The sequence below is a fragment of the Novosphingobium sp. genome, assembly GCF_041915465.1.
In the GTDB taxonomy this organism is placed as follows: Bacteria; Pseudomonadota; Alphaproteobacteria; order Sphingomonadales; family Sphingomonadaceae; genus Novosphingobium.
Genome location: NZ_JAYSBK010000015.1, coordinates 20,248 through 43,986, shown reverse-complemented (window position 1 = coordinate 43,986; position 23,739 = coordinate 20,248). Strand labels below are relative to the sequence as shown.

Genomic DNA, 23,739 nt, shown 5'->3' with positions numbered 1-23,739 from the left:
TTCAACCGCATCAAGCACTTCCGAGGCATCGCCACCCGATACGACAAGTGCCCTGAGAACTACCTCGCCGCCGTCAAACTCATCTGCACGCGCATATGGTGTGCCGCATAATGAGTCTACGCCCTAGTTTCTATGGGCGCAAGGAAGATGCGTAGGGCGCTCTTCTTCAGTGAAAATCCATGCTGCTGCTTTTGTGGAGGGAATGAGCCGGCTACGACCGAAGACCATCAACCCGCACGAACCTATTTTGAGAATCGGGCATGGCCTGAGGGATTTGTCTTTCCTGCCTGTCAGGCGTGCAATGAAGTAACACGAAAATCTGAAAAAATCCTATCACTTCTTATTATTGGAAATTCTAAAAAATTAGATAATGACAGATATATAGACTTGGCAAAGTCTATTGTACGCGAATATCCAGACCTAATCGAAATTATGATACCGAAGAATGGTTCGGAAATTCGGAGAATATTGCGCGAAAACGGCCTTAAAAAGCCCGTTGGTCATCCTTACAGTAATTTTCCTATTTTAAAATTAGATCGAGATTTTTGGGATGAGCACATCACGAATGTCGGGAGGAAAATTATTCTCGCCCTCCACTACCAGTGCTTTGGTGAGCCGCTGAGTTCCAATGGGGGCATGTCGCTTTGGTTTCATACCAATTTTGATTGGGCTGCTGGTAGGTTTCCTGAAGAAATACTGGAATTAACTGAGAATTTTGTTCTACCTGTTAGGCAGGCAAGATATCTTGGTGACCAATTTTCAGTCCGTTGGACTTTTGTTGAAGAGCCGCGATGCGGTCTATTTATTGTTCATTTGCAAGGTGCATTAACTATCAGCGGGATTACGAGCGAGAGACCGGCAGATTTTAAACAAATGATTTATAGACCATGGTCTTGGTAGGCTAATCCGATTTTCCTACTCCCCCGCAATCCGCTACCCTCACCGCTCACCCCAAATCCCGCGAGGTTTCGCTGCCCATGTCCGCCGCCCTGGCAGGCCCGTTCCCGGTTCCGGATCAGCCGGGGCGGGGCGCCTTGGCTTGTGGGCAAACTTTTGCTGCGTACTTTCCATGCGTGGCACGCGCGAAGTTCGCGAAAATTCACAACCACGAACTTTTCATGGACGCGAAAGTGTGGCAGAGGGATTCGCGAGACGGGCGCGCTGTGGCCCGCGATGCTTCATGAGAAGGATGCAAGATGGCCGAAAACCTTGAAAGCCTGCTCGCCGGAACGGGCGACCTTGTCGATATGCTGCGCAACCAGCAGGTCGGCCCCAACGTCTATCCGGGCGTCCCGGCCGAGTACTCGAACTGGCGTAACGAGCAGTGGGCGTGGCAGCACACCGCCGTGCTTTACAACCAGTCGTACCACATGGTGGACCTGGAAGTGCGCGGGCCGGATGCCTTCGCGATGCTCGAATACCTCGCGATCAACAGCTTCAAGGGCTTCGTGCCCGACAAGGCCAAGCAGTTCGTGCCGTGCACCCCGGCGGGCTATGTCATCGGCGACGTGATCCTGTTTTATCTCGAAGAACAGCGCTTCAACCTGGTGGGCCGCGCACCCTCGATCGAATGGGTCGAATTCCACGCCGCTTCGGGCAAGTGGAACGTCGAGGTGGAACGCGATGAGCGTTGGGCGATGCGCACCGACGGTAAGCGCAAGAACTATCGCTTCCAGGTCCAGGGCCCGAACGCGATGAAGATCATCGAAAAGGCCACCGGCACGACCCCGCCCGACCTCAAGTTCTTCAACATCACGCACCTCACCATCGCGGGCAAGACCGTCCACGCGCTGCGCCACGGTATGGCCGGGCAGCCGGGCTGGGAACTGTATGGTCCGTGGGAAGATTACGCCGCGGTCCACGCCGCGCTGGTCGAAGCGGGCAAGGAATACGGCATGGCGCTGGTCGGCGGCCGGGCCTATTCGTCGAACACGCTGGAATCGGGCTGGATCCCGAGCCCGCTGCCCGCGATCTATACCGGCGAGGAGCTGAAGCCGTTCCGCGAATGGCTCGGCGCCAATTCCTATGCCGGCAAGTGCTCGATCGGCGGCTCCTATGTGCCGGACAGCGTCGAAGGCTATTACACCACGCCGTGGGATCTGGGTTACGGCCCGTTCGTGAAGTTCGACCATGACTTCATCGGCCGCGAGGCGCTCGAAAAGATGGCGCAGGGCCCGCACCGCCGCAAGGTGACGCTGGCGCTCGACAACGAGGACGTGATGCGCGTGCAGAGCTCGGCGCTGTCGAAGGGCGACCGCGCGAAGTTCATGGAATACCCCAGCGCTGTCTATGCGATGCACCCGTTCGACGAAGTGCGCGCCGCCGATGGCAGCCTGGCCGGGCTTTCGACCTGGATCGGCTATACCGCCAACGAAGGCAAGTTCCTGACGCTCGCCATGCTCGATGAAAAGTATGCGGCGCCCGGCACCGAAGTCGAACTGGTCTGGGGTGAACCGAACGGCGGCACCAGCAAGCCGACTGTGGAGCGCCACGTGCAGACCACGATCAAGGCCGTGGTTGCGGCGGTGCCATATGTTGAAGCGGCGCGCGACGCCTACGCCGACGGCTGGCGCACCCGCAAGGCCTGATCAGGCGGCGGCAAGACTCGCCGCGGCGCGTGCCAGCGCCGCGCGGGTCTTCGCCGCCAACTTGGCGTCGAAGCGCACTTCGGGGATGGCCACGGCAAAGGCGCCGACCGCCTGGCCATCGACCCACGCCGGGCACGCCATCCCGCAGATCCCGCGGGTATTTTCCTGGTGCGCCTCGGCAACCCCTTCGCGGCGGATCCTCTTCAATTCCTCGCGCAATGCCGCCTCAGCGACGATCGTGTGTTCGGTAAAACGCTGGCGTGCGCTTTCGCTGAAATAGAGCTCGAGTTCGTCCTCGGACATGGTCGCGAGGATCGCCTTGCCGGCGGCGAGACTGTGGAGCGGCTTGCGCTCGCCTCGGTCGACCGCATAGCGCAGGGCCTGCCCGCTGCTCTCCGTCACCAGCGCTTCGACTTCCCAGCCGCTCCGGATCATGAAGCTGGCGGTTTCATCGAGGTCGGAACGCAGCAACTTGACCAGCGGCTCGACCCGCTCACCCAGCGTCAGGGCGTGGGGCTTGACCGTCAGCCGGTCGAGCCCCGGGCCGGGGCGATAGCGCCGTCCATCGCGCACCAGATAGCCTCGCTCGAGCAAGGTCGAAAGCAGATAGGACAGGCTCGACACCGGGATGTCGAGCGCGGCGGCGATGTCCTGCGCGATTGGTCCTTGCGGATGCGCCACCACGAACTCGATAATGTCGAGCGTGCGCAGCGCGGACTTGACGGTGTTGGTGCTGCCTGGCTGGACCACGATGTGCTCCTACCAGGCCAGTGTGCCGCGCCGCTCGCTAAAGCGCCAGCCGTCCGCGGTGAGCTCGAAGTGGTCGTGGAACGAACCGGCCAGCGGCGGTCCGTTCTCGGTGAACAGGATCATCGCGCTGGTCCCGCTGGCGCTAGTCGGGCTTTCCACCGTGATGACCACGTTGGAGCAGACATGCCGGGTCTTGCGGGGAGGGCGGCCTTTGAAGGCCGCCAGGATCGCCTCGCGTCCGATGATCGGCGCGTCTGGGGCGGTCGGGCGGGTCATCACCCCACTCTCGGTGTAAAGCGCAGCAACCTCGTCCCAGCGCGCCTCGTCATTGAGATTGGCATAAAGCGCGATCAGCTTCGCGCAGGCCCACTCGGCGGCGAGGCGCTCGGCCTCGGTCACAGGCGCGCGCCCGCGATGTCGGCGCCTTCGCGCAAGTTCTTGAGCTTGCGCCAGGTCACGATCGGGTCGATCTTGCCATAGCCCGCAAAGGTGCCGAATCCGCAGTCGGTGCTGGCGACCACGCGGTCCGGCCCGACGATATCGGCGAAGCGCTCGATCCGCTGGGCGATCAGTTCGGGGTGCTCGACATAGTTCGAGCAGGTGTCGATCATGCCGGGTGCCAGGATCTTCCAGTCGGGCAGCTTGGCGTCCTTCCAGACCTTCCATTCATGTTCGTGGCGCGGGTTGGCGGCTTCGAACAGGACGGTTGCGGGACGGGCACCGACCACGATGTCGATCACCTTCTCAAGCGGGATGTCGTGGTCGTGCGGGCCTTCATAGTTGCCCCAGCACACGTGCATCCGCATCTTTTCAGGCGGGATGTTGGCCGTGGCGGCGTTCAATGCCTCGACGTTGGCGGCCGCGATCTTGATGAATTCCTCGTCGCTCGCGTCCTGGTAGCCGGTGTGGCGGCTCATCGCGAGATCGGGGCAGTCGAGCTGGAGGTAGAACCCGGCGTTGACGATGGTTTCGTATTCCTCGCGCATCGCATCGACCAGCGCGGCGAGGTAGGCCTCGTGGCTGGGGTGGAAGCGGTTGACCTGAAACGCGGTGATCAGGCCCGGCGAGGCCGCGTTCATGAAGGCTTCGGTGGTGGGGGCGGCGTTCTTATCGAGCGCGGCGCGGAAGCGGCGGATGTCCTCGTGCAGCGGATCGAGCGTGACCAGCTTGACTTCGCCGATGCAACTGGCGCGGACGAATTCCTGGCTGCCCATGATCGCCGAGAGCTTCTTGGCAAGGTTCGGAACTTCGGCCAGGTCCGCGGCGGGCTTGCGGTCGGTGTGGCCGCCAAAGCCCGACAGGCGTTCGATCATGTAGGTCGAATAGCCAACCTTGCCCAGTTCGCCGTCCGAAACGATATCGACGCCCGCGGCAACCTGTTGCTTAACGGCCTCATCGACGGCCGCTGAAACCACCCGGTCGAACTCGTCCGCGTCATAGGGCTTGCCGGCATCGCGGGCGAGCAGCAGCGGGGTAAGTTCTTCCCCGCGCGGCAGGCTGCCGACGTGGGTGGTCTTGATGTGGGCCATGCGAGAATCCTCTCCAGGAATGAATTTCCTGAACTCTTCGCATATATGAAGGAGCGGGGCAATCGCCCCGATTATCAACCGCGTCTGGTGCTGGCGCGGGCGAGCAGGGTGACTGGTACGCGGCGCTGTTCGTGCGCGGTGCCGGCGATCACGGCCAATAGCTTGTCGACCAGCATGGCCCCGGCAGCGCTGAAATCGGGCTGGATGCTGGAAAGCGGGGGCATCGCGTGGGCGCTGGCGCGGATCCCGTCGAACCCGATCAGGCCGCAGTCGTCCGGGATCCTGACCCCGGCTTCGGTCAGTTCGCGCAGCACGCCGAGGGCGATCTCGTCGCACACGGCGAAGATGGCGTCGAACTCCTTGCCGGAGGCGAGCAGGGCGCGCACTGCGCGGCGGCCCTGTTCCTCGCGGCTGAGACCTTCCTCGATCTCAACCAACCAGGGCTCCAATCCGGCTTCGCGCATGCGTTCGGCATAGCCTTCGTAACGCTCGCCAAACTGACGCTGCAGTGAATCGAGCGAACCGATGCAGGCGATCTGGCGAAAGCCCGCTTCGATCAGGTGATCGGTGGCGAGCCGGGCCCCAGCATGGTTGTCGCTGCGGATCCATTCGCTGTCATCGAACGGCGAACCCCAGCACACCCAGTGCATCCCGGATTCGCCAAGCTCGCGGTAATAGTCCCAGGCGGCCTGGTTCTGGGTGGTGCCGATGACGATGATCCCGTCGGCCTTGCGCTGTTCCTCGTAGCGGCCCGAAAGGTTCTGCGGCCCATCCTGGAAGCTTACCAGCGTTTCGTAACCGCGCGCCGAGGCGGCGGCGCAGATCGTGCCGAGTAGCGAATAGGTGAAGGGGTTGAGGTCCTTGCGGTCCTCGTCAGGGCGGCAGATCACCACCACGGCCAGCGTGCCGGTGCGCCCCGTGCGCAGCCGCGCAGCGTTGTTGTCGACATGATAGTTCAATTTGCGCGCCGCTTCGGCAACGCGCAGACGCGTGGCTTCGCTCACCACGGGGTCTCCGGCCAGCGCGCGGCTGACCGTCGATTGGCTTACGCCAGCCTCTGCCGCCACGTCGAACGACGTAACCCTGAAGGTGCGCGGCTTTTGCTTTGTGTTGTCCCCGTCCATCATTGGGCCTTCACATTGCGGAGATGCCGCCGTCAAGCTTGAGTTCGGCCCCGGTCATGAACCGGCTCTCGTCGCTGGCCAGATAGAGCACGCCCGCGGCGATGTCGTCGGGGTGGCCAACCCGCTTCAGCGGAACCTGCCGGGCGAGCTTGCCCATGACGACGTCCTTCGGGTGGCCCGAACTGGCGGCAATGCCATCAAGGATCGGGGTGTCGACGAACGTCGGGTGGACCGAGTTCGAGCGGATGTCCCAGCCCATCTTGGCGCAATAGAGCGCGACCGACTTGGACAGCATCCACACGGCCGCCTTGCTGGCGTTGTAGCCAGGCATGGTGTCGCTGGCGATCAGGCCCGCGATCGACGAGATGTTGATGATCGAGCCGGGCTGGCTGTCCTTCATCAGTGGCAGCGCCTTCTGACAGCCCAGGAACACCGAATCGACGTTGATCGCAAAGCCGCGGTGCCATTCGGCCAGGGTGCAGGTTTCGATATTGCCGCGTACCCCCACGCCCGCGTTATTGACCAGCACCGACAGGCCGCCCATCGCTTGCGCGGCAAAATCGACCGCGTCGATCCACTGGTCTTCCTGCGTCACGTCGAGCCGGATCGAGAACGCGGTTCCCGCGCCCAGCTCGGCATTGATCGCGGCGGCCTGGTTGGCAGCCCCGGCATCGTTGATGTCGGCCAGCAATACCTGCGCGCCCTCGCGGGCCAGCATCAACGCCTGCGCCGCGCCAAGACCCTGCGCCGCGCCGGTGATCAGCGCCTTCTTTCCTGCAACCCGTCCAGCCATTGTCCTATTCCTCTCCAATCATTCCGGGGCCAAGCAGCATCAGCAGGCGAACGTCGATGCCAAGGCCGCGTGCACGCGATTCGGCGATGAACGTGGCCAGCTCCCGTCGCGGAACACGATGAACGGTGATGTTCTCGCCGTCCACCCCTCCGCCAGGGCCAACTTGGGTCAGGCCGTGGGCGCGCAGCAGGGTGAAGCTTTCCGTGACCATGCCGGGGGACGAATAATATTCGCCCAGATTTTCCATTCGCGCCGCGCGGTAACCGGTTTCTTCTTCCAGTTCGCGCGCGGCGGCGGCGGTTGCATCCTCGGCCTCGCCGTGGTCGCCGATCAGTCCGGCGGGAAACTCGATGCATGGGCGGCCCAGGGGCACCCGGAACTGTTCGACTAGGATCACGTGATCTTCGGCGTCGATCGCGAGGATCACGGCGGCCTTGATGCCGCGTGTGCGCGAAACGTATTCCCACTTGCCGCGGGTCTTGGCGACGATGAACTTGCCGGTCCAGTGAACCTCTTCCGGCTTGTCGTAATCCGCCTCGCTCATGTCGCCTCCATAACTCGGAGCGCGAGCCTTAGACTTCGATCAGGCGGTCCGGCAATTCGTTCTTGTCGTCTTCTGCACGGGGGAAGTGCTGGGCCAACACCGCGCCGACCTTTTCGACCGCCGCGACCAGGCCATCCCCGATGCGATTATAGCGGAGATGCGCCAGCATCGCCGCCATGGCATCGCCCCACACTTCGGGTGCGACCTTGGAAGCAATCGCCTCGTCGGCAACGATCTCGGCCCGGTGTTCGCCAAGGCTGAGGTAGATCAGGATGCCGGTGCGGCCATGGGTGCGCCGCTCTGCACCCACCTTGAAGCAGGTGACGGCGCGGGCGCGCACCCGGGCGTGTTTGACCGGGGCCGGAACCAGCAACAGCCGCAGCGGACGCCATAGTTGCAGAAGCCACATGGTGATGAACTTGACGACGCCGACCGTCAGGGCGAGGGCCATAAGCTTACCCGGATGCCAGGCGGTTTCCCATTCGCCGGTTACCCGGTCGATCAGGCCAAGGTAGAAATCGGGGGCCAGCGCCAGCGCGCCAATCGCCAGGAAGGCCACTGCCGCCGACCAGAACAGGGCGACGTCGTGATAGGAATCCGAAATTTCGGTGAGGATCGTCACGATCTCGCCTGCGGACTTTTCCTCCGCCGCGCCGACTGCCTTGCTTACCGCATCGCGCTCTGCCTCGCTCATGGCAGGAACCTGTGCCATTGCCTGCCTCCCTACCAGCTACCCGACGATCCGCCGCCGCCGAAGCTGCCTCCGCCGCCAGAAAATCCGCCGCCTCCGCCGCCAAAACCGCCGCCGCCCCAGCCGCTGCCACCGCCGCCACGGCCGCCGCGCGACAGTTCGTCAAGCACACTCCACATGATGACCTGGCCAAGGCCGCTACCACCATAGCGCTGGCCGCGCCGACCGCGCCGAAGCATCGGGAGGACGAAGAAGATGAAGAACATGAACAACCAGAACAGCGTCGGCGCGATCACGTCGCCAGTGTCGGTCTGCTGCGGCTTGGCTTCGGCGGCAAGCTTGCGGGCTTCGTCTTCGGGCAGGGTGAGTTGCTGGATGATCGCATCGGTCCCGGCTTCGATCCCGCCGGGTATGTCGCCCGCCTTGAAGCGCGGCACGATCTGCTGCTGGACGATCAGGGAAGACAGGCCATCGGTCAGGATCGGTTCCAGGCCATAGCCAACCTCGATCCGGACCTTCCGCTCGCTGGGGGCGACGATCAGCAGGACGCCGTCGTTCTTGTCTTTCGAACCGATGCCCCAGTGCCGGCCAAGCTGGTAGCCATAGTCGGAAATGTCATAGCCCTGCAGATCGGGCAGGGTGACGACCACCACTTGCCGGTGCGACTGGGTTTCCAGCGCTTCCAGCTTTTGCGTCAGGCGCGCTTCCTCGTCGGCGGGGATGACGTTGGCGGCATCCACGACGCGCCCGGTCAGTTCCGGGAACGTCTGCGCCCAGGCCGAATGCGGCAGCAGCAGCGCTGCGAGTGCAAGCAGTGCGCCGACCGTCTGGGTTAGCGCGCGCTTGGCGATGTGCGGGGCAGGCCCGGCGCGGCCGAGCATGGCGCTATCCTTCCGCTCAGAGCTTGCCTTCGAGGCTGGGCGCCACTTCCGCGCCCGGCGTGACGGCTTCATAGGGGACCATCGGCTTGGCACCATAGATCACCTTCGCGCCGATCGCGTCGGGGAAGGTGCGGATCGTGGTGTTATATTGGCGCACCGCCTCGTTGTAATCGCGCAGGGCAATGCGGATGCGATTTTCCTGGCCCTCAAGCTGGCTCTGCAGCATCTGGTAGTTGGTGATGCTCTTGAGTTCGGGATAGGCCTCGGCATTGGCCAGCAGGCGGCCGAACCCGCCCAGCGAAGTGCCGAACTGGTTCTGCGCGTCCTGGAACGCCTTGACCTTGGCCGGATCGGTCAGGTCATCGGCGGTGAGGGTAATGCTGGTCGCCTTTGAGCGCGCGTCCATCACGCCGATCAGGATGCCCTTTTCCTGCTCGGCCGCACCCTTGGCCACGGCGGCGAGGTTGGGGATCAGGTTGGCGCGTTCCTGAAATGCGGCCTGGACATCGGCCCACTTGGCCTTGGCGTTTTCTTCCGCAGTCGGAACCGAATTGATCCCGCAGCCGGCCAGCGTGGCGGCGGCAGTGGCGGCGATCAGGGCGCGGGGGAAAATTGCGGAATAGTTTGCGGACATGGGAAACATCTTCCTCTCGTCAGGGCGGCTATTTGCCGCAATGTGCACGAATGTAGGGCGGGTCAGTGTCCGATCAAGGACAGTCTCGACAAACGACTTGGGTTTCAAACAATTATTGTGCGGATTCGGGTTTACTGGCAGACAGTCTGCCTCGGGACCAATCGGATCAGGAGGGGGCGCAATGCTCAGCGAATTCAAGGCCTTCATCGCACGCGGCAACGTGCTCGATCTGGCTGTCGGTGTGATCATCGGCGCCGCTTTTGGCAAGATCGTTTCGTCGCTAACCGATGACGTGATCATGCCCGTGATCAGCGCGATTACCGGCGGGATCGACTATTCGAACAAGTACATCGTGCTTTCCGGCGTCGCGCCCGAAGGTGCGACGCTCAAGGCCGCGAAGGAAGCGGGCGCGAATGTCCTGGCCTATGGCAGCTTCATCACCGCGGTCATCAACTTCCTGATCCTGGCCTTCGTGATCTTCCTGATCGTGCGCCAGGCCAACAAGGCCTTCCCGCCGCCGCCGGCCGCGCCCGCCGGGCCGAGCGAGGTGGACTTGCTCACCGAAATTCGCGATGCGCTGAAAAAGTAAGCGTTTCAGTTGATTTAGCGAAGGGGCGGGGCCGGTCTGGCTGCCGCCCCTTTCATTTCTCGGCACTCTGCCTATATTGGGTTTCGCCGGGTTCGCCCGGCTATGGTGATAAATTGCGACGTGCAATAGATGCAGCGGACCCGGGGGCGGTACCCGGCGGCTCCACCACCACCACACGGATACCCGGAGACGGGCAGGCCGTGGCCCGGTTGTCGCCGGGGTGATGATGGGGCCGAACTAGGATCGACGTGTGTTGAAAAGCGTTGTTTTCACCCGGGCTGAGTAACCCGTTCAAGGCTCAAAACTCACAAGTGCCAACGACAACGAAGCACTCGCTCTCGCTGCGTAATCTGACGGCCTAGCGGCCTGATCTTACAAAGCTAAAGCGCGGTTGGACCGACCGGGCAACAGAACGGATACCGGGGGCTCGGGGTGGGCCTAGCAACAGAACCACCCCACCGATTGCCCTTAAATCCGCTTCAAACCGGGCTGCGAACGGCAGCCTGCTGCGCTTCCGGTGCTCACGTGCTGGAGCACGCTGCGCGCCGGTTCGCGCAGGCCACCATTCTCGTCTCGGTTTGAAGCGGATTTAAGGGCAATCGGTCCTGTGCCGCGAAGTGTGTTCAGAACACCGTTTCGGGGCGTTCGGCGATGCGCTTTTCGTGTTTGAGGCAGTCAAGAATCTTGCCGCCTGCCATGAACACCGCGCCGGTGCAGGCGAGGAACAGCAGCTTGCCGCCGAAGCCGGGGAAGCGGTGGATGTAAACCGTGCCGCGTTCGACCGCACCAAGCGCCAGCGCATAGATGATCAGGTACGCCTCAACCGGCGTCTTGATCACGAACAGGCGCTTGATTTTGCTCAGCATGGGTTCCTCAATTCCTTAACGGGAATCATCGCAACCATCATGCCAAATAGAGAATTACGCGCAAGTGCGTGGTTAACCCGAATCCCGTCTGTAAGCTGTCCCGACAGGGGACTCAGGCAAGTTCGCCCAGTGCCAGAACTTCGAGCAGCGCGGCGCGAGCCGCCACGACTTGCACGGCAAGCGCCGGGTCCCCAAGGTCAGCCGGCGCAATCGCTTCGGGCCAGTGCGCGGCGATCACGCTTTCGAGCGCATCAGCCTTCGCCGGATCCAGCAGGAAGCGCGGATCGACAGTCGCCGGATCGGCGACCACGCGCAGCCGCAGGCAAGCCGGGCCGCCGCCGTTCGCCATCGACTGGCGCACGTCTACCGGCAGCACGTGCCGGATCGGGCCGTTGCTGGCCAGCATCCCGTCCAGCCAGGCGCGGACGCCAGGGTGCTCCCAGGCTTCGAGCGGGATGACGAGCCCCATCTCGCCTGCGGGCAGGGTGAGGAGTTGGGCGTTGAACAGGTAGGACTTGATTGCGTCGGCGAGGCTGACCGCAGCGGTTGGCACCACCACGATCTCTGCCTCGGGCAAGGCCGCGCGGATCGCGGCGTAGGTGCCGTCCGGGTCGGCGAAGGCCTGTTCGTGGGTGAACAGCACCCGCTCGTTCGCCACGGCCACCACGTCATTGTGGAACGCGCCTGCCGCGATTGCCTCTGGTGCCTGTTCGACAAACAGGGCGCGCGCGGGATCGAGGCCGTGGAGGCGCGCAACCGCGCGGCTCGCCTGTTCGTGCTGACGCGCTGGAAAGGCTCCGCCGCTGCGCCCATAGACGAAGATTTCCAACCCCGGCGCACCGTGTTCTGCGCACATCCGCATGTGGTTGGCCGCACCCTCGTCGCCAAAACAGGGGGGCACGGCATCGTGGACGGCAAAGTGCGCCTTGTCGGCAAATGCGACGCGCAGCTGGCGCACGGTATCGGGCCATTCCTGCGAGCGGTGCGGCATGGTGACAAGGTTGGCCGCCGTCAGATGGCAGCGCCCGTCCGCGCTGTCGGGGGCGGGCGAGACGGTGGCGGCGTTCGCAGTCCACATCGAACTGGCCGACCACGCAGCGGCAAGCAGGCGCCGATCCGAGCCGTCTTCGGCGCCCAGCGCGGTCAGGAATGCGCCATTGGGACGGGGGAGCGGCAGCAGGAAACCCTGCGCCAGCCCCAGCGCCATGTTGTGCCGCATCTTGGCAAGGCCCTGCAATGCCGCGGCGCGCGGGTACGAAACGTCGCCCGCATGGCTGGCCGAGGCGAGGTTGCCCAGGCTCAGCCCGGCGTAATTGTGGCTGGGGCCGATGATCCCGTCGAAGTTGATTTCAACCAGCGCCATGGTTCACCACCGCGCCACGTGAGTGACGGTCTCGCCGGGTTCGATTCCCAGCACCGAAGCACATTCCACGTCGAGCGCGATGCCGTCGTCTCGCTCGGCAATGTACCCATAGGCGCAGCGGAAGTCGGCAAGCCGGCCAACCGCGATCAGGCGCTTGTCGCCCTCGCGGTGTTCGCCGAGCTTGCCGTCGACCGCCACGACCCGTGCGTCTTCAGCTTCGCGGATCGAGCGGATCTGGTCGGTCCGCACTGTCATGGTCGGTCCGCCGTCGAAAATGTCGACATAGCGTTCCCAGGCGAACCCTTCGTTCTCCAGCATCCGCATCGCCGCGCGGCCCGTGGGGTGCGGCACGCCGATTACTGCGCGGGCATGGTCGGTCAGCATCGCGATATAGACCGGGTGCTTGGGCATCAGGTCGGCAATGAACTGGTTGCCGAACTTGGCGTTGAACTCGTCCGCGTCCTGAAAATTCATCCCGAAGAAGCGCCCGGCAACCCCGTCCCAGAAGGGTGAACCGCCGGCCTCGTCAATCACGCCGCGCAGTTCGGCCAGTGTGCGGTCGGCAAAGCGGGGGCGGTGATTGCGGATGAACAGATAGCGGCTCCGCGCGATCAGCAGGCCTAGCCCACCGGCGCGTTCGCCAGGGTGGAGGAACAGCCCGCCCACTTCAGTTGCCCCTTCAAGATCGGTCGAGAGGTTGAGGATGTCGGCGCGGAAAGTGCGGCCGAGCTCCGCGCTGTGCTGGGTCAGCGCGCCGATCCGGTAAGAATAGAACGGCCACTTCTGCCCCACCGCCGAGAATACCTGACACGTGCCGCGCACATCGCCAGTAGCGGTGTTTTCCAGCACGAAGAAGAACAGGTCGTCGTCCAGCGTATCCTCGGCACGCGCAAAAGCCTCGCCCGAACGATCCAGCTTGGCGATCAGCGATTTGCGGTCGGGCGGAAGGTTGGTGAAGCCCCCGCCAGTACGCTTGGCCATTTCGTAAATGTGCTGAAGGTCGTGCGGCCCGGCCGCGCGGATGCGAAAGGTCAAAGCGGTTCTCCAAGGGAGAGGCGGTGGAGGACGAGCGCGGACAGCTTCGCGCGCTCTTCGAGGCTGGGGACGATCAGGAACTCGTCCGAAGAATGGATCGCGCCGCCGCGCACGCCCATGGTGTCGACCACAGGCACCCCGCAAGCGGCGATGTTGTTTCCATCGCAGACCCCGCCGGTGGCCTTGCGGGTGATCGGATGGCCAAGCAGGGCGGAACATTCCTCGACGATGCCGAACAGTTTTTCGGCCCGCGCGTCGAGCGGCTTGGGTGGGCGGCTAATCGCGCCGTGGCGGTGGATGCGGACTTCGTGCTCGGATTCAACCTTGGCGATCAAAGCCTGGATTTCCGTTTCAAAAATATCGGCGACTTCCGGAAAGCGTGGACGGATGTTGAAGCGCAGCACGGCATGGTCCGGCACGACGTTGTTGGCGCTGCCGCCCTCGATCTTCGCGGGGTTGACCGAAAGCCCGTCGCGTTCCAGCGCCTTGAGGCCCAGCGCCAGCGCGGCGGCTGCGACGATGGCGTTGCGCCCGTCCTCCGGATTGCGCCCGGCATGGGCAGAGCGGCCCGTCACCACCAGGGACCAGTTGCCGCTGCCGGCCCGCGCGCCGGCTAGGGTGCCGTCGGGCAGGGCCGAGGGTTCATAGGTCAGCGCTGCGGTCTTGCCCTGCGCAAGGCGGGCGATCAGCGCGGCGGATGAAAGGCTGCCGGTTTCCTCATCGGAATTGATCAGGACGTCATAGCCGACGCCGACGGCCGCAGGCGAAGTCTCAAATGCCTTGAGTGCGGCCAAAATCACCGCAATCCCGCCTTTCATGTCGGCCACGCCGGGGCCGTTCAGTGTTTCGCCGTCCAGCCACTTCTGGTGCTGGAAGGGATGATTGGCGGGAAATACCGTGTCCATGTGCCCCGTCAGCAGGAAGCGGCGCGGCGCATCGGGGCGGACGGACAACACCAGGTGCTTGCCGTATTGGACTTCGTCTTCCTTCCCGTCGGCCGCGATGGCCGTGACGGTGGCGGGGTCAACCAGTTCGACCGCACCCGGTAGCGCGGCGAATTCGGCCGCCAGCAGGCGTGCCTGTTCGGCCAGGCCCGCAAGGTTGCCGGTACCGGTGTTGAGCGCGCTCCACGCCTGGACTTGACCCAACATCGGGCCAGCATCGACGGCACTAAGCAGTGCCTGTTCGGAAGCATCAAGCTGTTGCATCTGAAACCTTCTAGCCGAGAGCTAAGGCCGCTCCAACCCCTGCCTGAAGCGGCGGGCAGAAATCACAGGCGTTGCCATTTCTTCGCAGGTGCGGCATAGGCCCTCGCATTCCTCCCCGGATTCGACGATACCCCATGCCGGAACGCCGTTTGGCGCCTGCGGCTTAATCGAGTGCGAGGAAAAATGACCAATCGGGTTGAACGCAGCGAGCTTCAGGTTGATGCAGCCCTGGCGCAATTCATCGAGGGCGAAGTCATCGCCCCGCTGGGCAAGGATGCCGCCAGCTTCTGGCAAGGCTTTGCCGCCCTGGTGGAACGCTACGCCCCGGTAAACCGTGACTTGCTGGCCAAGCGTGACGACCTGCAGGCCAGGATCGATGCGTGGCACTTGGCGCGCGCCGGCAAGCCCATCGACATGGCCGAATACAAGGCCTTCCTGACCGAGATCGGCTATCTCGTGCCCGAACCCGCGCCGTTCACGATCGGCACGCAAAATGTCGATCCCGAAATCGCCACGATGGCTGGGCCGCAACTTGTCGTGCCGGTGCTCAACGCGCGCTTCCTGCTCAACGCCGCCAATGCGCGCTGGGGCAGCCTCTATGACGCATTCTACGGCACCGACGCGCTCGATGCCGCCCCGGCCCGCCCCGGCGGCTATGACGAAGTGCGCGGAGCCGCCGTTATCAAGGCCGCGCGCGCGTTCCTGAACGGCGCGATTCCGGGCTGGGAAGCGGCGCTCGCCGGTGAGCCTTGCGAGCATCTGGTGGCCAAGCGCGACGGTGCGTTCCTGTTCCGCCACAATGGCCTCCACATCGAAGTGCTGGTCGATCCGGCGCACCCGGTCGGCAAGACCGACCCGCTCGGCATTGCCGACGTCGTGCTCGAAGCGGCGCTGACCACGATCTGCGACATGGAGGATTCGGTCGCGGCGGTGGACGCGGAAGACAAGCTCAACGCCTATCGCAACTGGCTGGGCGTGATCCGGGGCGATCTGGCGGACACCTTCGAAAAGGGCGGGCGGACGATGACCCGGACGCTCAACCCAGACCGCAAGTGGACCGCGCTGGATGGCAGCGAACTGGTTCTGCCGGGGCGCAGCCTGCTGTTTGTGCGCAATGTCGGCCACCTGATGACCAACCCGGCGATCCTGCTGGCCGATGACAGCGAGATTCCCGAAGGGATCATGGACGCGGTCGTTACCAGCGCCATCGGGGCGCAGGGGCTGGCCGGGAAGGGCGCGTTCAGCAACAGCCGCTGTGGTTCGATCTACATCGTCAAGCCCAAGATGCACGGGCCGGAAGAAGTCGACTTCACCAACACCCTGTTCGATGCGGTGGAAGACCTGCTGGGCCTTGCCCGCCACACGATCAAGGTTGGCGTGATGGACGAGGAACGCCGCACCTCCGCCAACCTTGCCGCCTGCATTCATGCCGTGAAGGACCGGATCGTGTTCATCAACACGGGCTTCCTCGACCGGACAGGCGATGAAATCCACACCTCGATGCGGGCCGGCGCCATGCTGCGCAAGGGCGCGATGAAGGCGACGCCGTGGATCTCGGCCTACGAGGCGCGCAACGTCCAGATCGGCCTTGCTTGCGGGCTGTCGGGCAAGGCGCAGATCGGCAAGGGGATGTGGGCCGCACCCGACATGATGGGCGACATGATGGTGCAGAAGATCGGCCATCCCAAGTCTGGCGCGAACACTGCCTGGGTCCCGTCCCCCACTGCTGCCACGCTCCACGCGACACACTACCACCAGGTCGACGTGTTTGCCGTGCAGCAGGAACTCGCGGGCAAACCGACTCCGGCGCTCGACCTGCTGCTTACCGTGCCGCTGGCCGACGGGATCAACTGGTCCGACGAGGAAGTCCGCGAGGAACTGGACAACAACGCGCAAGGGCTCCTCGGCTATGTCGTGCGCTGGATCGACGCGGGGGTCGGCTGTTCCAAGGTGCCCGACATCAACGACGTCGGCCTGATGGAAGACCGCGCTACGCTGCGCATTTCCAGTCAGCACATGGCCAACTGGCTGCTCCACGGGGTTTGCACCAAGGAGCAGGTCATGGACAGCCTGCGCCGCATGGCCGCCAAGGTCGATGCCCAAAACGCGGGCGATCCCGTCTACCTGCCGCTGGTCGGCAACGAGGACGCCCCGGCGTTCCGCGCTGCCTGCGATCTGGTGTTCAAGGGCGTCGATCAGCCCAGCGGTTATACCGAGCCGCTGCTGCACCACTGGCGGCAAGTGAAAAAGGCGCTCTGATCAGGCGCCCGTGTAGGCCGGGACAAGCACGATGGCGATGCCCAGCACCAGCCAGGTGCCGATCCACGTGCCGACCCGCGCGGGCGTGTTCATGAACACGCCCAGCAGGGCCGCGCCAAAGCAGGCGTAAAGGCCGGCCCATTGCAGCGCCTCGGCGCCCGAATAGGCGCTGTGATGGGGTCGCCCGATTATGACCACGTGGCCTTTCCATGCGATCGCGGCCGCATAGGCGAACAGGGCGAGACTCATCGCGCCGAGAATACGGCGCAGGCTGCGTAGAGTTGCTTGTCGTTCGTCCATGAGCCCTGTTCGGTCCGGGATGGCGGCGACAATCGCAGGAAATGATTGCGAAATTCTCTGCGCAGTCAGTTTGCGCTGATCGGTCGGTCCCATTCGAACAAGCGTCCGTCGATCGGCACGCCATCCTCAATATCGGTCACTTCGTGATAGACGTTCGGTCCACCTGCTATCGTTTCGCTGTCATAGGTCAGAATGCCTCGACCGGGGCCTTTTTCGCCGAGCCAGCACAGCACGCCGCCAGCATCGGGCGGGCTGGAATAGCCTACGCAGTGCGTCTGGATACCCTTGACGAGCGGGCCGACATCGCTGTCTCGCAAATGCCGCTTGCGCATCACGAAGTAGGTCAGCGTGTCGAAGTTGTTTCCGATGCCGACATCGTGCGTGTCGGTCCGCCGATACGACGCGAAGGCATGGGTTTCCGCGACCCAACCTCCATCCTTGGGAATGAAGCGGGTAAAACTGTCCTTGCCGATCTGCACGCGTTCCACGCTGTCAGTGCTGCGGATAATGTCGTTGCAATCGGCGTCGTAGCCCGCAAACGCGCGCGATCTGAGGAGCAGCAGGCCTTCGCCATCCGCCTCGTAATACCAGTATTCCTGCGCTGGCAGCATCGAATAGCTGAACTGCTTCCCGGTCTTTACAAAGCAGGCTTCCTGCGGCGACGTGCGGTTCCAATCGGAAGCATCCTGGATCTGGCCGCTTCCACCGTGGAGATAGGTGCCGGTGCGGGGGGCGGGCTGGTGATAAGTCGGGCGCGGCTGGCCATCGGTTGCAGCGGGCATTTCTCCCAACGTCCAGCTCTCGGGAAGGCCTTTTGCAGGTTCGGCCGATGCCGGCGATGACAGCAGGATAAAGGCGAGCGCGCCCATCACCAGCGACCGGTTTCTCCGTTTCAGGCCAGGGTGTTGCGCCACCATGCGGTCATGATGCGCCCAATGGTGGCGGCTGGCAATGCCGTGAGGGTTACTGACTCAGCACCCGCGCCACGGCCACGAACTCCTCCACGCTCAGCGTTTCGGCGCGGCGCGCGGGGTCGATGCCAAGGACTTCCAGCGCGGCGAGCGCGCCGGGCAGGCCCTTGAGGCTTTGCCGCAGCATCTTGCGGCGCTGGCCGAAAGCGGCCTCGGTCAGGCGTTCGAGCGTCCTTGCCGATACGCCTTCGGGCATGGCCGCGGGCTTCACGTGGACGATCGCGCTCATCACCTTGGGCGGCGGGGTGAAGGCGCTGCGGTGGACTTTCATCGCCACTTTCGCCTCGGCACGCCACTGGGCCAGCACGGCGAGGCGGCCATAGGCGTCGCTGCCGGTTTCGGCGATGATCCGGTTGGCAACCTCCAGCTGGAACATCAAAGTCAGGCTGGCCCATTGCGGCGGCCATGCTTCACCGCCCAGCCAGCCCGTGAACAGTGCGGTGCCGACATTGTAGGGCAGGTTGGCGACGATGTGGAACGGGCCCTCGATCCCGTGGGGGACCTTGGTGGCATCACCCTCGATCACCTCCAGTTGGCCGGGGAAGGCCTCGCCGAGTTCAGCCAAGGCGGGCAGGCAGCGTTTGTCCATCTCGATCGCGGTAACCTGCGCTCCGGCGCGCAGCAGGGCGCGGGTCAGGCCACCAGGGCCGGGGCCGACTTCGAGTACCTGCTGGCCCTTGAGCTTGCCGGGGATCGCGGCGATCCGGTCGAGCAATTGCTCGTCGAACAGGAAGTTCTGGCCGAGCGCCTTGCTGGCGAACAGGCCGTGGCGATTGATGACCTCGCGCAGCGGGGGAAGGTCGGGCTGGCTCATTCCCCGAACCGCCGCTCGGCACATTCGCCGGCCATGCGGATCGCGGCGATCATCGCGCCGGGATCGGCCTTGTTCTGGCCCGCGATGGCGAAGGCGGTGCCGTGATCGGGTGAGGTGCGGATGATCGGCAGGCCCAGCGTGACGTTGACGCCGCTATCGAAATCGAGCGCCTTCAGCGGGATCAGCGCCTGATCGTGATACATGCACAGCGCCACATCGTAACCGGCGCGCGCGCGGGGGGCGAACAGCGCGTCGGCGGGGTGGGGGCCGGTGGCGTCGATCCCCTCGGCCCGAAGTTGGGCAATGGCGGGTGCGATGATCGCGGCTTCCTCACCGCCCATGCGGCCTTCCTCCCCGGCGTGGGGATTGAGCGCGGCGATGGCGATGCGGGGGCGCTCGATCCCGAAGTCGCGCTCCAGCGCCGCGGCCGTGATCCTCGCGCGGCGCACGATCAACTCTGTAGTCAGGTGAGCATGGACGTCGGCCAGCGCGATATGGACGGTCAGCGGCACGGTGCGCAGGTTCGGCCCCGCGAGCATCATCACCGCATCCTGCGCCGCAACCCCGCTGGCGGCGGCGACGAACTCGGTCTGTCCCGGATGATCAAATCCCACTTCGGCGAGCCGGGCCTTGGCAATCGGACCGGTAACAATGGCCGAAGCTTCACCCTCGACCACGAGCCTTGCGGCTTCCTCCAGCGAGGCGAGCGCCAGCTCAGCGCCTTCGCGGCTGGGGGTGCCGGGGGTGTATTCGCCATCCGCTCCGGCCAGCACCGGTAACGAATGGCCAAAGCAGTCAAAGGCTTCGGCCGGATGGAAAATCTGCGTGACGGGCAGGGCAATGCCCCGGCTGCGCGAGGAATCGACCAGCAATTCGGGCCCGCCCGCAACGAAGAAGGGGAACAGTTCCGCTTCTTCGCGCAGCGCCCAGGCTGCGGCGATGAGTTCGGGGCCGACTCCGGCGGGATCGCCCAGCGAGAGTGCAAGCGGCCCCATCCGGTGCGTCAGACCTTAGTTGCCGTAGTCGATGATCGCGTCGCGCCGCAGGTCGCGCATGTAGCTTTGCGCGCGCTTGTTGATGCGCTCGTCTTCCATCTGGGCCTGGACCGTGTCGAAATCCGGACCGGTATCGACCTTGGGATCGTCGCGTCCGCACAGCATCAGCACGCGCACGCCATCTTCGATCGAGCCGAACGGAGCGGTTGTTTCGCCCAGCTGCAGCGCCAGGACCATGTTCTGAAGCGGCCCCGGCAGGTCGCGCGCCTTGATCTGGTCGTTGGTGACAACTTCCGCGCCGATTCCGGCAGCAATCCCGTCAACCGTCGAGCAACCGCGCGCGGTCTTCATCGTTTCCGCGAAGGTCTGGGCTTGTGCAGTAGCCTGGGCCTCGGTCGTGCCCTTGGGGAAGCTGATCGAGATCTGCTTGAGGCTGAGGATCGCATCGCGCGGATCGGCGGTCAGGATCTGGCGCTTGTCAATCAGTACGACGATCGAAAACCCGCCGCGCACTTCGATCGGTCCGGCCATCTGGCCGGGCTGCAGCGTGGCGATGGCGTTCGAGAGTTCGGGGGGCAGCTGCGCCAGACGCACCCAGCCCAGGTCACCGCCGACCGGCGCGGTCGATGCTTCGGAAAACTGGCGGGCATAACCGACAAAGCTGCCGCCCTGCTGCAGTTGCTGGACGATCTTCATCGCGTTCTGCGCCACGGCATCGCGGTTTTCGCTGTTGGCCGAAAGGAAGATTTCGCCGACGCGGTATTCCTCGGTGCCCTTCTGCTCCTGCTGGCGCTTGAGCACATCGCGCACCTCTTCATCCGAGACGCTGACATAGGGCTGGACGTTGCGGCGCAGCAGGCGCTGCCACGAAAGTTCGCCACGGATCTGCCGCTTGAGCGAGGCGGGCGAGGAGCCGATCTTCACCAGGTAGGCATCGAGCGCCTTGGGTTCCTGGCCGAAATTCTGTTGGGCGATGCGCGCGTAAGTCTCGTCGACCTCGGCGTCTTCCACGGTCATGCCCTGGGCCTTGGCTTCCTGGATCTGGAGCGTTTCGTCCATCAGGTTGCGCAGCACCTGCATGCGCAGGCGTTCCAGCTCTTCGGGTTCGATCTTGCCGCCGCTTGCCGCGACGATCAGGGCCACGCGCTGGTCGACGTCGGTGCCGGTAATCACTTCACCGTTGATGATCACGGTTGCGGTGCGGTGGTTGGGATCGTTCTTGCCGAAAATCTTCGGATCGCTCGGCAAGTCGAGATTGCCGGAACTGTCCTGTGCGCTGGCCACGCCACCCAGAACGAGCGCGACGGCAACAGCGGAACGAGTGAGGAAGCGAAGCGACGAAGTGATTGCCACTGGTTATCAAATCCCAAAAACGGCGGGTCAGGCCCCGCGCGACTTGACCCCGCCATTGCAGCCCGCAGGCTGAACCCAAGCTGAGCATCGAGGCGGATAGCGTGTTTGGCAGGGCCTGCCAATGCGCCAGCCGCGGTTTTACCGGTCGTCTTGTTTAACGGAAGCCCAGATTCCTTAGAGCGAAGTGGATCTGGTAGGTATTGCCCCGCTGCGCGTCACCCGTGGCCACGAAGTCACGGCGCCAGGTGAACGATAGCTCCAGGCAGTCGTCCTGATAGGCCACGCCAAGCCGGGTGCGCAGCGGTTGGAAGCCGTCAGCGCCGGCAATCGTGGGGTCCGTGGTCAGATCAACCACGCCGGAACCAAAGATCGACCAATAGTTGGCAAAGCCGACACGAGCAGAAACGCGCAGTTCCTCGCGGTCCTTGAGATCCTCGGTGCCGGCATTGATATTGCGGTTGAGGCGCAGGTAACCGACTTCGACATAAGTGCGCTCATTACCCACCGCAGCGTCGAATTCGTTGCGGCGAACAGCGAAATTATCCTTGTCCAGTCGGAACCGGTGGGTGACTTTGACCACGTCCTTGAAACGCACCTCGGTTCGACCGACTACATCGGAGGTGCGGCTGGAAAGACCGGTTCCGTCAGGCAATAAGGTGGGCTTCGAGGTCAGGCGATAGGACTGGCCAATCGTGCTGCTCACCCGCCAGTCGGGTCGTTCCCACTGCCAGTCGAAGCCATAGGTGAAGCGCACGCCGTCTTCGACCCGGTCATAACCGGGAAAGCGGTTGAGCGCGAAAAGGTTCGAATCCTCCAGATCAATCGCGCGGGCATCCTCGTTTGGCACATCGAGGTTCTTGATCGTCGGGCTGGCAACGACCTGGAAGCGCGGCGTAAAGACCTGGTTGCCGCCCATGAATTCGCCGACCAGCGGCCATTTTACATCGACCGCTACGGTTGCGAGGCCCCGTGTTTCCCAGCCGGGATTGCCTCGGTAGAGCGCGGCCGTGGTCAGCGAATTCTCGTCAGAGTGATAAAGATCGCCGCGGACCAGCGCGGTCAGCTTCACTTCCTGGCCCATCGGCGTCAGGCGGCGCAGATCCCACCGCCCAGAAACGAAGGCGCGCTGCGTATCCTGTCCACTGGTGCGAGTGATCGCGAGGCTGTTGACCTGCAGTTCGAACCGGCCGCCCAGCACCCGATCGTCGAAGCGCTTGCGGTAATCCATCACGGGCAGGGCAATCGGAACCAGCCCCTGCGCATCGCCGGCGCGCAGCGTCTGGGTTGCCCAGCCTTCAAGCGAGAAATAGCTGTTGCTGTCGATCCGTTCGAGGCTGACCATTGAGCGCAGCCGATCGTCACGGGTGATGTCATAACGCCGCAGGAAGGTGCGGTCGGACGTGACCCGGCCAGAGAAGGTCAGGCTCCAGTTCGGATCGAACTGGAAGCGGCCGTTGGCGAACAGATAGCCGCGAAAGTCCTTTTGCGTGTTCGAAGTGGTCCCGCCGATCGTGATGCGTTCGCTCTGCGTGGCGTAGCCGGTGACCTGCCAGGCCCCCTTGGCCTCCAGCGAACGGAACTGGGCCTGCACCATCGGAAGCGCGCCGGTATAGACATAGCCGGTAACCGCGAGGTCCTTGCTGGTCGAGAGGCGCTGATACCAGGTCTGCGAAAATTCGACGCCGTTGGACGCCGACAGGCGCACATCCGGAATCAGCAGGCCCGAGATCGGCCGCCCATCCGTCGTCAGCACCAAGCCAGGCAGCGGCAAAAGCCGTGCGCCGAACAGTTCGAGGCTTGCGCCGTAGAACCGCACCCGGCGTTCGTCTGGATCATAGACCACGCGCCGCGCGGTGACGCGCCAGCTGGGATTGCGCGGGCAGCCCTTGTCATCCTCCACTGCGCAGGCGGAATAGGCTGCGTTGTGCAGAACGATGTCGCCGTTCTCCACCCGCTCGCCCTTGGTCGCGGCGAGGCGTCCGCCTTCGCGCAGCGCCAGCAGCATGTTTTCCATCGCTCCGGCCTTGAACTCGTCGGTCAGTTCAATCCGGTCGGTGAAGAGCTGGTTGCCGTCGGCGTCGACAAAGCGGATGCTGCCGGTCGCGACAATCTGGCCCGACTTGCGGTCCCAGGTGACATTGTCCGCGCGGACGGACTGGTTGCCGCGCTGCATGAAGACATTGCCGAACACGGTTATGACATCGGTATTGCTGTCATAGCTTGCCCCGTCGGCTTCAAACGCGATCTGCTCGTCGCCGGGGACGGCGTCCTTGGCCGGTTCGGCGGCATTCTGGCCAGCGGCCGCGCCAGCTGGATCGGCGACTTGCGCGGCGGCGTGCGTGGGTAAACCAAGCGCGGCGAGCGCCATTGCGGCGACGCCGGAGTAAAGCGAACGATGATGCGGCAGCCGGCGCTGCGAGACAGGGAGCATGGGTTGCCTATCGCACCGCCC

The 23,739-nt window shown here is 63.9% G+C and carries 23 protein-coding genes, 1 other RNA gene and 1 pseudogene; 6 read left to right on the top strand and 19 right to left on the bottom strand.

Annotation, left to right across the window (positions count from 1 at the left end):
- From ACE3SN_RS04765 to ACE3SN_RS04755, 3 genes and pseudogenes are all read left to right on the top strand, one after another.
- A pseudogene (locus ACE3SN_RS04765) lies at positions 1-111 on the top strand (IS5/IS1182 family transposase); the annotation flags it as partial.
- A 36-nt stretch (positions 112-147) separates the two neighbouring features.
- Positions 148-900, top strand: coding sequence for a hypothetical protein (locus tag ACE3SN_RS04760; protein ID WP_374527974.1), 753 nt, complete (start codon positions 148-150; stop codon positions 898-900).
- Between the two features lie 296 nt (positions 901-1,196).
- Positions 1,197-2,588, top strand: coding sequence for an aminomethyl transferase family protein (locus ACE3SN_RS04755; RefSeq protein WP_374527972.1), 1,392 nt, complete (start codon positions 1,197-1,199; stop codon positions 2,586-2,588).
- On the opposite strand, the gene ACE3SN_RS04750 is transcribed toward ACE3SN_RS04755, so the two are convergent.
- The 9 genes from ACE3SN_RS04750 to ACE3SN_RS04710 form a co-directional block, all read right to left on the bottom strand.
- The gene (locus tag ACE3SN_RS04750) at positions 2,589-3,338 is read right to left on the bottom strand and encodes an IclR family transcriptional regulator (protein ID WP_374527970.1); all 750 of its coding nucleotides are present in this window, start codon (positions 3,336-3,338) and stop codon (positions 2,589-2,591) included.
- A 9-nt stretch (positions 3,339-3,347) separates the two neighbouring features.
- Positions 3,348-3,737: a nuclear transport factor 2 family protein gene (locus tag ACE3SN_RS04745; protein ID WP_374527968.1), complete on the bottom strand. Its 390-nt coding sequence runs from the start codon at positions 3,735-3,737 to the stop codon at positions 3,348-3,350.
- Entirely contained in the window at positions 3,734-4,867 is a 1,134-nt protein-coding gene (locus ACE3SN_RS04740; protein WP_374527966.1) for a cobalamin-independent methionine synthase II family protein, read from the bottom strand. The genes ACE3SN_RS04745 and ACE3SN_RS04740 overlap by 4 nt, the downstream gene beginning before the upstream one ends.
- 74 nt (positions 4,868-4,941) lie before the next feature.
- Positions 4,942-5,991 (bottom strand): LacI family DNA-binding transcriptional regulator, encoded by a 1,050-nt coding sequence (locus tag ACE3SN_RS04735; RefSeq protein ID WP_374527964.1) that lies wholly within the window; start codon positions 5,989-5,991, stop codon positions 4,942-4,944.
- A 10-nt stretch (positions 5,992-6,001) separates the two neighbouring features.
- Complete coding sequence (locus ACE3SN_RS04730; RefSeq protein WP_374527962.1) at positions 6,002-6,784, bottom strand: SDR family oxidoreductase; 783 nt, start codon at positions 6,782-6,784, stop codon at positions 6,002-6,004.
- Between the two features lie 4 nt (positions 6,785-6,788).
- Entirely contained in the window at positions 6,789-7,328 is a 540-nt protein-coding gene (locus ACE3SN_RS04725) for an NUDIX hydrolase (protein WP_374527960.1), read from the bottom strand.
- A 28-nt stretch (positions 7,329-7,356) separates the two neighbouring features.
- Positions 7,357-8,040: a TPM domain-containing protein gene (locus tag ACE3SN_RS04720; protein ID WP_374527958.1), complete on the bottom strand. Its 684-nt coding sequence runs from the start codon at positions 8,038-8,040 to the stop codon at positions 7,357-7,359.
- 11 nt (positions 8,041-8,051) lie between these two features.
- Entirely contained in the window at positions 8,052-8,900 is an 849-nt protein-coding gene (locus ACE3SN_RS04715; RefSeq protein WP_374527956.1) for a YgcG family protein, read from the bottom strand.
- 16 nt (positions 8,901-8,916) lie between these two features.
- Positions 8,917-9,534 carry a LemA family protein gene (locus tag ACE3SN_RS04710; RefSeq protein WP_374527954.1) on the bottom strand — a complete coding sequence of 206 codons (618 nt, stop codon included), beginning with the start codon at positions 9,532-9,534 and terminating at the stop codon, positions 8,917-8,919.
- Between the two features lie 181 nt (positions 9,535-9,715).
- Between ACE3SN_RS04710 and mscL the strand changes: the two genes are divergently transcribed.
- Together mscL and ssrA are read left to right on the top strand one after the other, a co-directional pair.
- Positions 9,716-10,123 carry a large conductance mechanosensitive channel protein MscL gene (gene mscL, locus ACE3SN_RS04705; RefSeq protein ID WP_374527952.1) on the top strand — a complete coding sequence of 136 codons (408 nt, stop codon included), beginning with the start codon at positions 9,716-9,718 and terminating at the stop codon, positions 10,121-10,123.
- A gap of 45 nt (positions 10,124-10,168) precedes the next feature.
- Positions 10,169-10,544: a transfer-messenger RNA gene (gene ssrA / locus ACE3SN_RS04700) on the top strand.
- A 202-nt stretch (positions 10,545-10,746) separates the two neighbouring features.
- Here ssrA and ACE3SN_RS04695 read toward each other — a convergent pair.
- From ACE3SN_RS04695 to ACE3SN_RS04680, 4 genes are all read right to left on the bottom strand, one after another.
- Positions 10,747-10,989 carry a hypothetical protein gene (locus tag ACE3SN_RS04695; protein ID WP_374527950.1) on the bottom strand — a complete coding sequence of 81 codons (243 nt, stop codon included), beginning with the start codon at positions 10,987-10,989 and terminating at the stop codon, positions 10,747-10,749.
- A gap of 112 nt (positions 10,990-11,101) precedes the next feature.
- Positions 11,102-12,352 carry an N-succinylarginine dihydrolase gene (locus tag ACE3SN_RS04690; RefSeq protein ID WP_374527948.1) on the bottom strand — a complete coding sequence of 417 codons (1,251 nt, stop codon included), beginning with the start codon at positions 12,350-12,352 and terminating at the stop codon, positions 11,102-11,104.
- A gap of 3 nt (positions 12,353-12,355) precedes the next feature.
- Entirely contained in the window at positions 12,356-13,387 is a 1,032-nt protein-coding gene (locus tag ACE3SN_RS04685) for an arginine N-succinyltransferase (protein ID WP_374527946.1), read from the bottom strand.
- Complete coding sequence (locus ACE3SN_RS04680) at positions 13,384-14,538, bottom strand: hydrolase (RefSeq protein WP_374527944.1); 1,155 nt, start codon at positions 14,536-14,538, stop codon at positions 13,384-13,386. Before ACE3SN_RS04680 ends, ACE3SN_RS04685 begins: the two co-directional genes overlap by 4 nt.
- A 240-nt stretch (positions 14,539-14,778) precedes the next feature.
- Here ACE3SN_RS04680 and ACE3SN_RS04675 point away from each other — a divergent pair, with 240 nt between their 5' ends.
- Positions 14,779-16,854, top strand: a complete 2,076-nt coding sequence (locus ACE3SN_RS04675) for a malate synthase G (protein WP_374527942.1) — start codon at positions 14,779-14,781, stop codon at positions 16,852-16,854.
- Here ACE3SN_RS04675 and ACE3SN_RS04670 read toward each other — a convergent pair whose 3' ends face one another.
- From ACE3SN_RS04670 to ACE3SN_RS04645, 6 genes are all read right to left on the bottom strand, one after another.
- Positions 16,855-17,154, bottom strand: a complete 300-nt coding sequence (locus ACE3SN_RS04670) for a hypothetical protein (RefSeq protein ID WP_374527940.1) — start codon at positions 17,152-17,154, stop codon at positions 16,855-16,857.
- Positions 17,155-17,219: 65 nt separating this feature from the next.
- The gene (locus ACE3SN_RS04665) at positions 17,220-18,071 is read right to left on the bottom strand and encodes a hypothetical protein (RefSeq protein ID WP_374527938.1); all 852 of its coding nucleotides are present in this window, start codon (positions 18,069-18,071) and stop codon (positions 17,220-17,222) included.
- A gap of 46 nt (positions 18,072-18,117) precedes the next feature.
- Entirely contained in the window at positions 18,118-18,939 is an 822-nt protein-coding gene (gene rsmA, locus ACE3SN_RS04660) for a 16S rRNA (adenine(1518)-N(6)/adenine(1519)-N(6))-dimethyltransferase RsmA (protein ID WP_374527936.1), read from the bottom strand.
- Complete coding sequence (gene pdxA / locus ACE3SN_RS04655) at positions 18,936-19,934, bottom strand: 4-hydroxythreonine-4-phosphate dehydrogenase PdxA (protein ID WP_374527934.1); 999 nt, start codon at positions 19,932-19,934, stop codon at positions 18,936-18,938. The genes rsmA and pdxA overlap by 4 nt, the downstream gene beginning before the upstream one ends.
- A 15-nt stretch (positions 19,935-19,949) precedes the next feature.
- Positions 19,950-21,281 carry a peptidylprolyl isomerase gene (locus ACE3SN_RS04650; RefSeq protein ID WP_374527976.1) on the bottom strand — a complete coding sequence of 444 codons (1,332 nt, stop codon included), beginning with the start codon at positions 21,279-21,281 and terminating at the stop codon, positions 19,950-19,952.
- A 160-nt stretch (positions 21,282-21,441) separates the two neighbouring features.
- Positions 21,442-23,718: an LPS-assembly protein LptD gene (locus ACE3SN_RS04645; RefSeq protein ID WP_374527932.1), complete on the bottom strand. Its 2,277-nt coding sequence runs from the start codon at positions 23,716-23,718 to the stop codon at positions 21,442-21,444.
- Positions 23,719-23,739: the final 21 nt, after the last annotated feature.

Excerpts from the sequence above, each read along its gene's own strand:
- ACE3SN_RS04715 (WP_374527956.1), bottom strand. The coding sequence starts at position 8,900 with ATGCTCGGCCGCGCCGGGCCTGCCCCGCACATCGCCAAGCGCGCGCTA.
- rsmA (WP_374527936.1), bottom strand. The coding sequence starts at position 18,939 with ATGAGCCAGCCCGACCTTCCCCCGCTGCGCGAGGTCATCAATCGCCAC.
- ACE3SN_RS04695 (WP_374527950.1), bottom strand. The coding sequence starts at position 10,989 with ATGCTGAGCAAAATCAAGCGCCTGTTCGTGATCAAGACGCCGGTTGAG.
- ACE3SN_RS04730 (WP_374527962.1), bottom strand. The coding sequence starts at position 6,784 with ATGGCTGGACGGGTTGCAGGAAAGAAGGCGCTGATCACCGGCGCGGCG.
- mscL (WP_374527952.1), top strand. The coding sequence starts at position 9,716 with ATGCTCAGCGAATTCAAGGCCTTCATCGCACGCGGCAACGTGCTCGAT.
- ACE3SN_RS04735 (WP_374527964.1), bottom strand. The coding sequence starts at position 5,991 with ATGGACGGGGACAACACAAAGCAAAAGCCGCGCACCTTCAGGGTTACG.
- ACE3SN_RS04690 (WP_374527948.1), bottom strand. The coding sequence starts at position 12,352 with ATGGCGCTGGTTGAAATCAACTTCGACGGGATCATCGGCCCCAGCCAC.
- ACE3SN_RS04755 (WP_374527972.1), top strand. The coding sequence starts at position 1,197 with ATGGCCGAAAACCTTGAAAGCCTGCTCGCCGGAACGGGCGACCTTGTC.
- ACE3SN_RS04710 (WP_374527954.1), bottom strand. The coding sequence starts at position 9,534 with ATGTCCGCAAACTATTCCGCAATTTTCCCCCGCGCCCTGATCGCCGCC.
- ACE3SN_RS04665 (WP_374527938.1), bottom strand. The coding sequence starts at position 18,071 with ATGGTGGCGCAACACCCTGGCCTGAAACGGAGAAACCGGTCGCTGGTG.
- ACE3SN_RS04675 (WP_374527942.1), top strand. The coding sequence starts at position 14,779 with ATGACCAATCGGGTTGAACGCAGCGAGCTTCAGGTTGATGCAGCCCTG.
- ACE3SN_RS04645 (WP_374527932.1), bottom strand. The coding sequence starts at position 23,718 with ATGCTCCCTGTCTCGCAGCGCCGGCTGCCGCATCATCGTTCGCTTTAC.
- ACE3SN_RS04760 (WP_374527974.1), top strand. The coding sequence starts at position 148 with ATGCGTAGGGCGCTCTTCTTCAGTGAAAATCCATGCTGCTGCTTTTGT.
- ACE3SN_RS04740 (WP_374527966.1), bottom strand. The coding sequence starts at position 4,867 with ATGGCCCACATCAAGACCACCCACGTCGGCAGCCTGCCGCGCGGGGAA.
- ACE3SN_RS04720 (WP_374527958.1), bottom strand. The coding sequence starts at position 8,040 with ATGGCACAGGTTCCTGCCATGAGCGAGGCAGAGCGCGATGCGGTAAGC.
- pdxA (WP_374527934.1), bottom strand. The coding sequence starts at position 19,934 with ATGGGGCCGCTTGCACTCTCGCTGGGCGATCCCGCCGGAGTCGGCCCC.
- ACE3SN_RS04680 (WP_374527944.1), bottom strand. The coding sequence starts at position 14,538 with ATGTTGGGTCAAGTCCAGGCGTGGAGCGCGCTCAACACCGGTACCGGC.
- ACE3SN_RS04670 (WP_374527940.1), bottom strand. The coding sequence starts at position 17,154 with ATGGACGAACGACAAGCAACTCTACGCAGCCTGCGCCGTATTCTCGGC.
- ACE3SN_RS04725 (WP_374527960.1), bottom strand. The coding sequence starts at position 7,328 with ATGAGCGAGGCGGATTACGACAAGCCGGAAGAGGTTCACTGGACCGGC.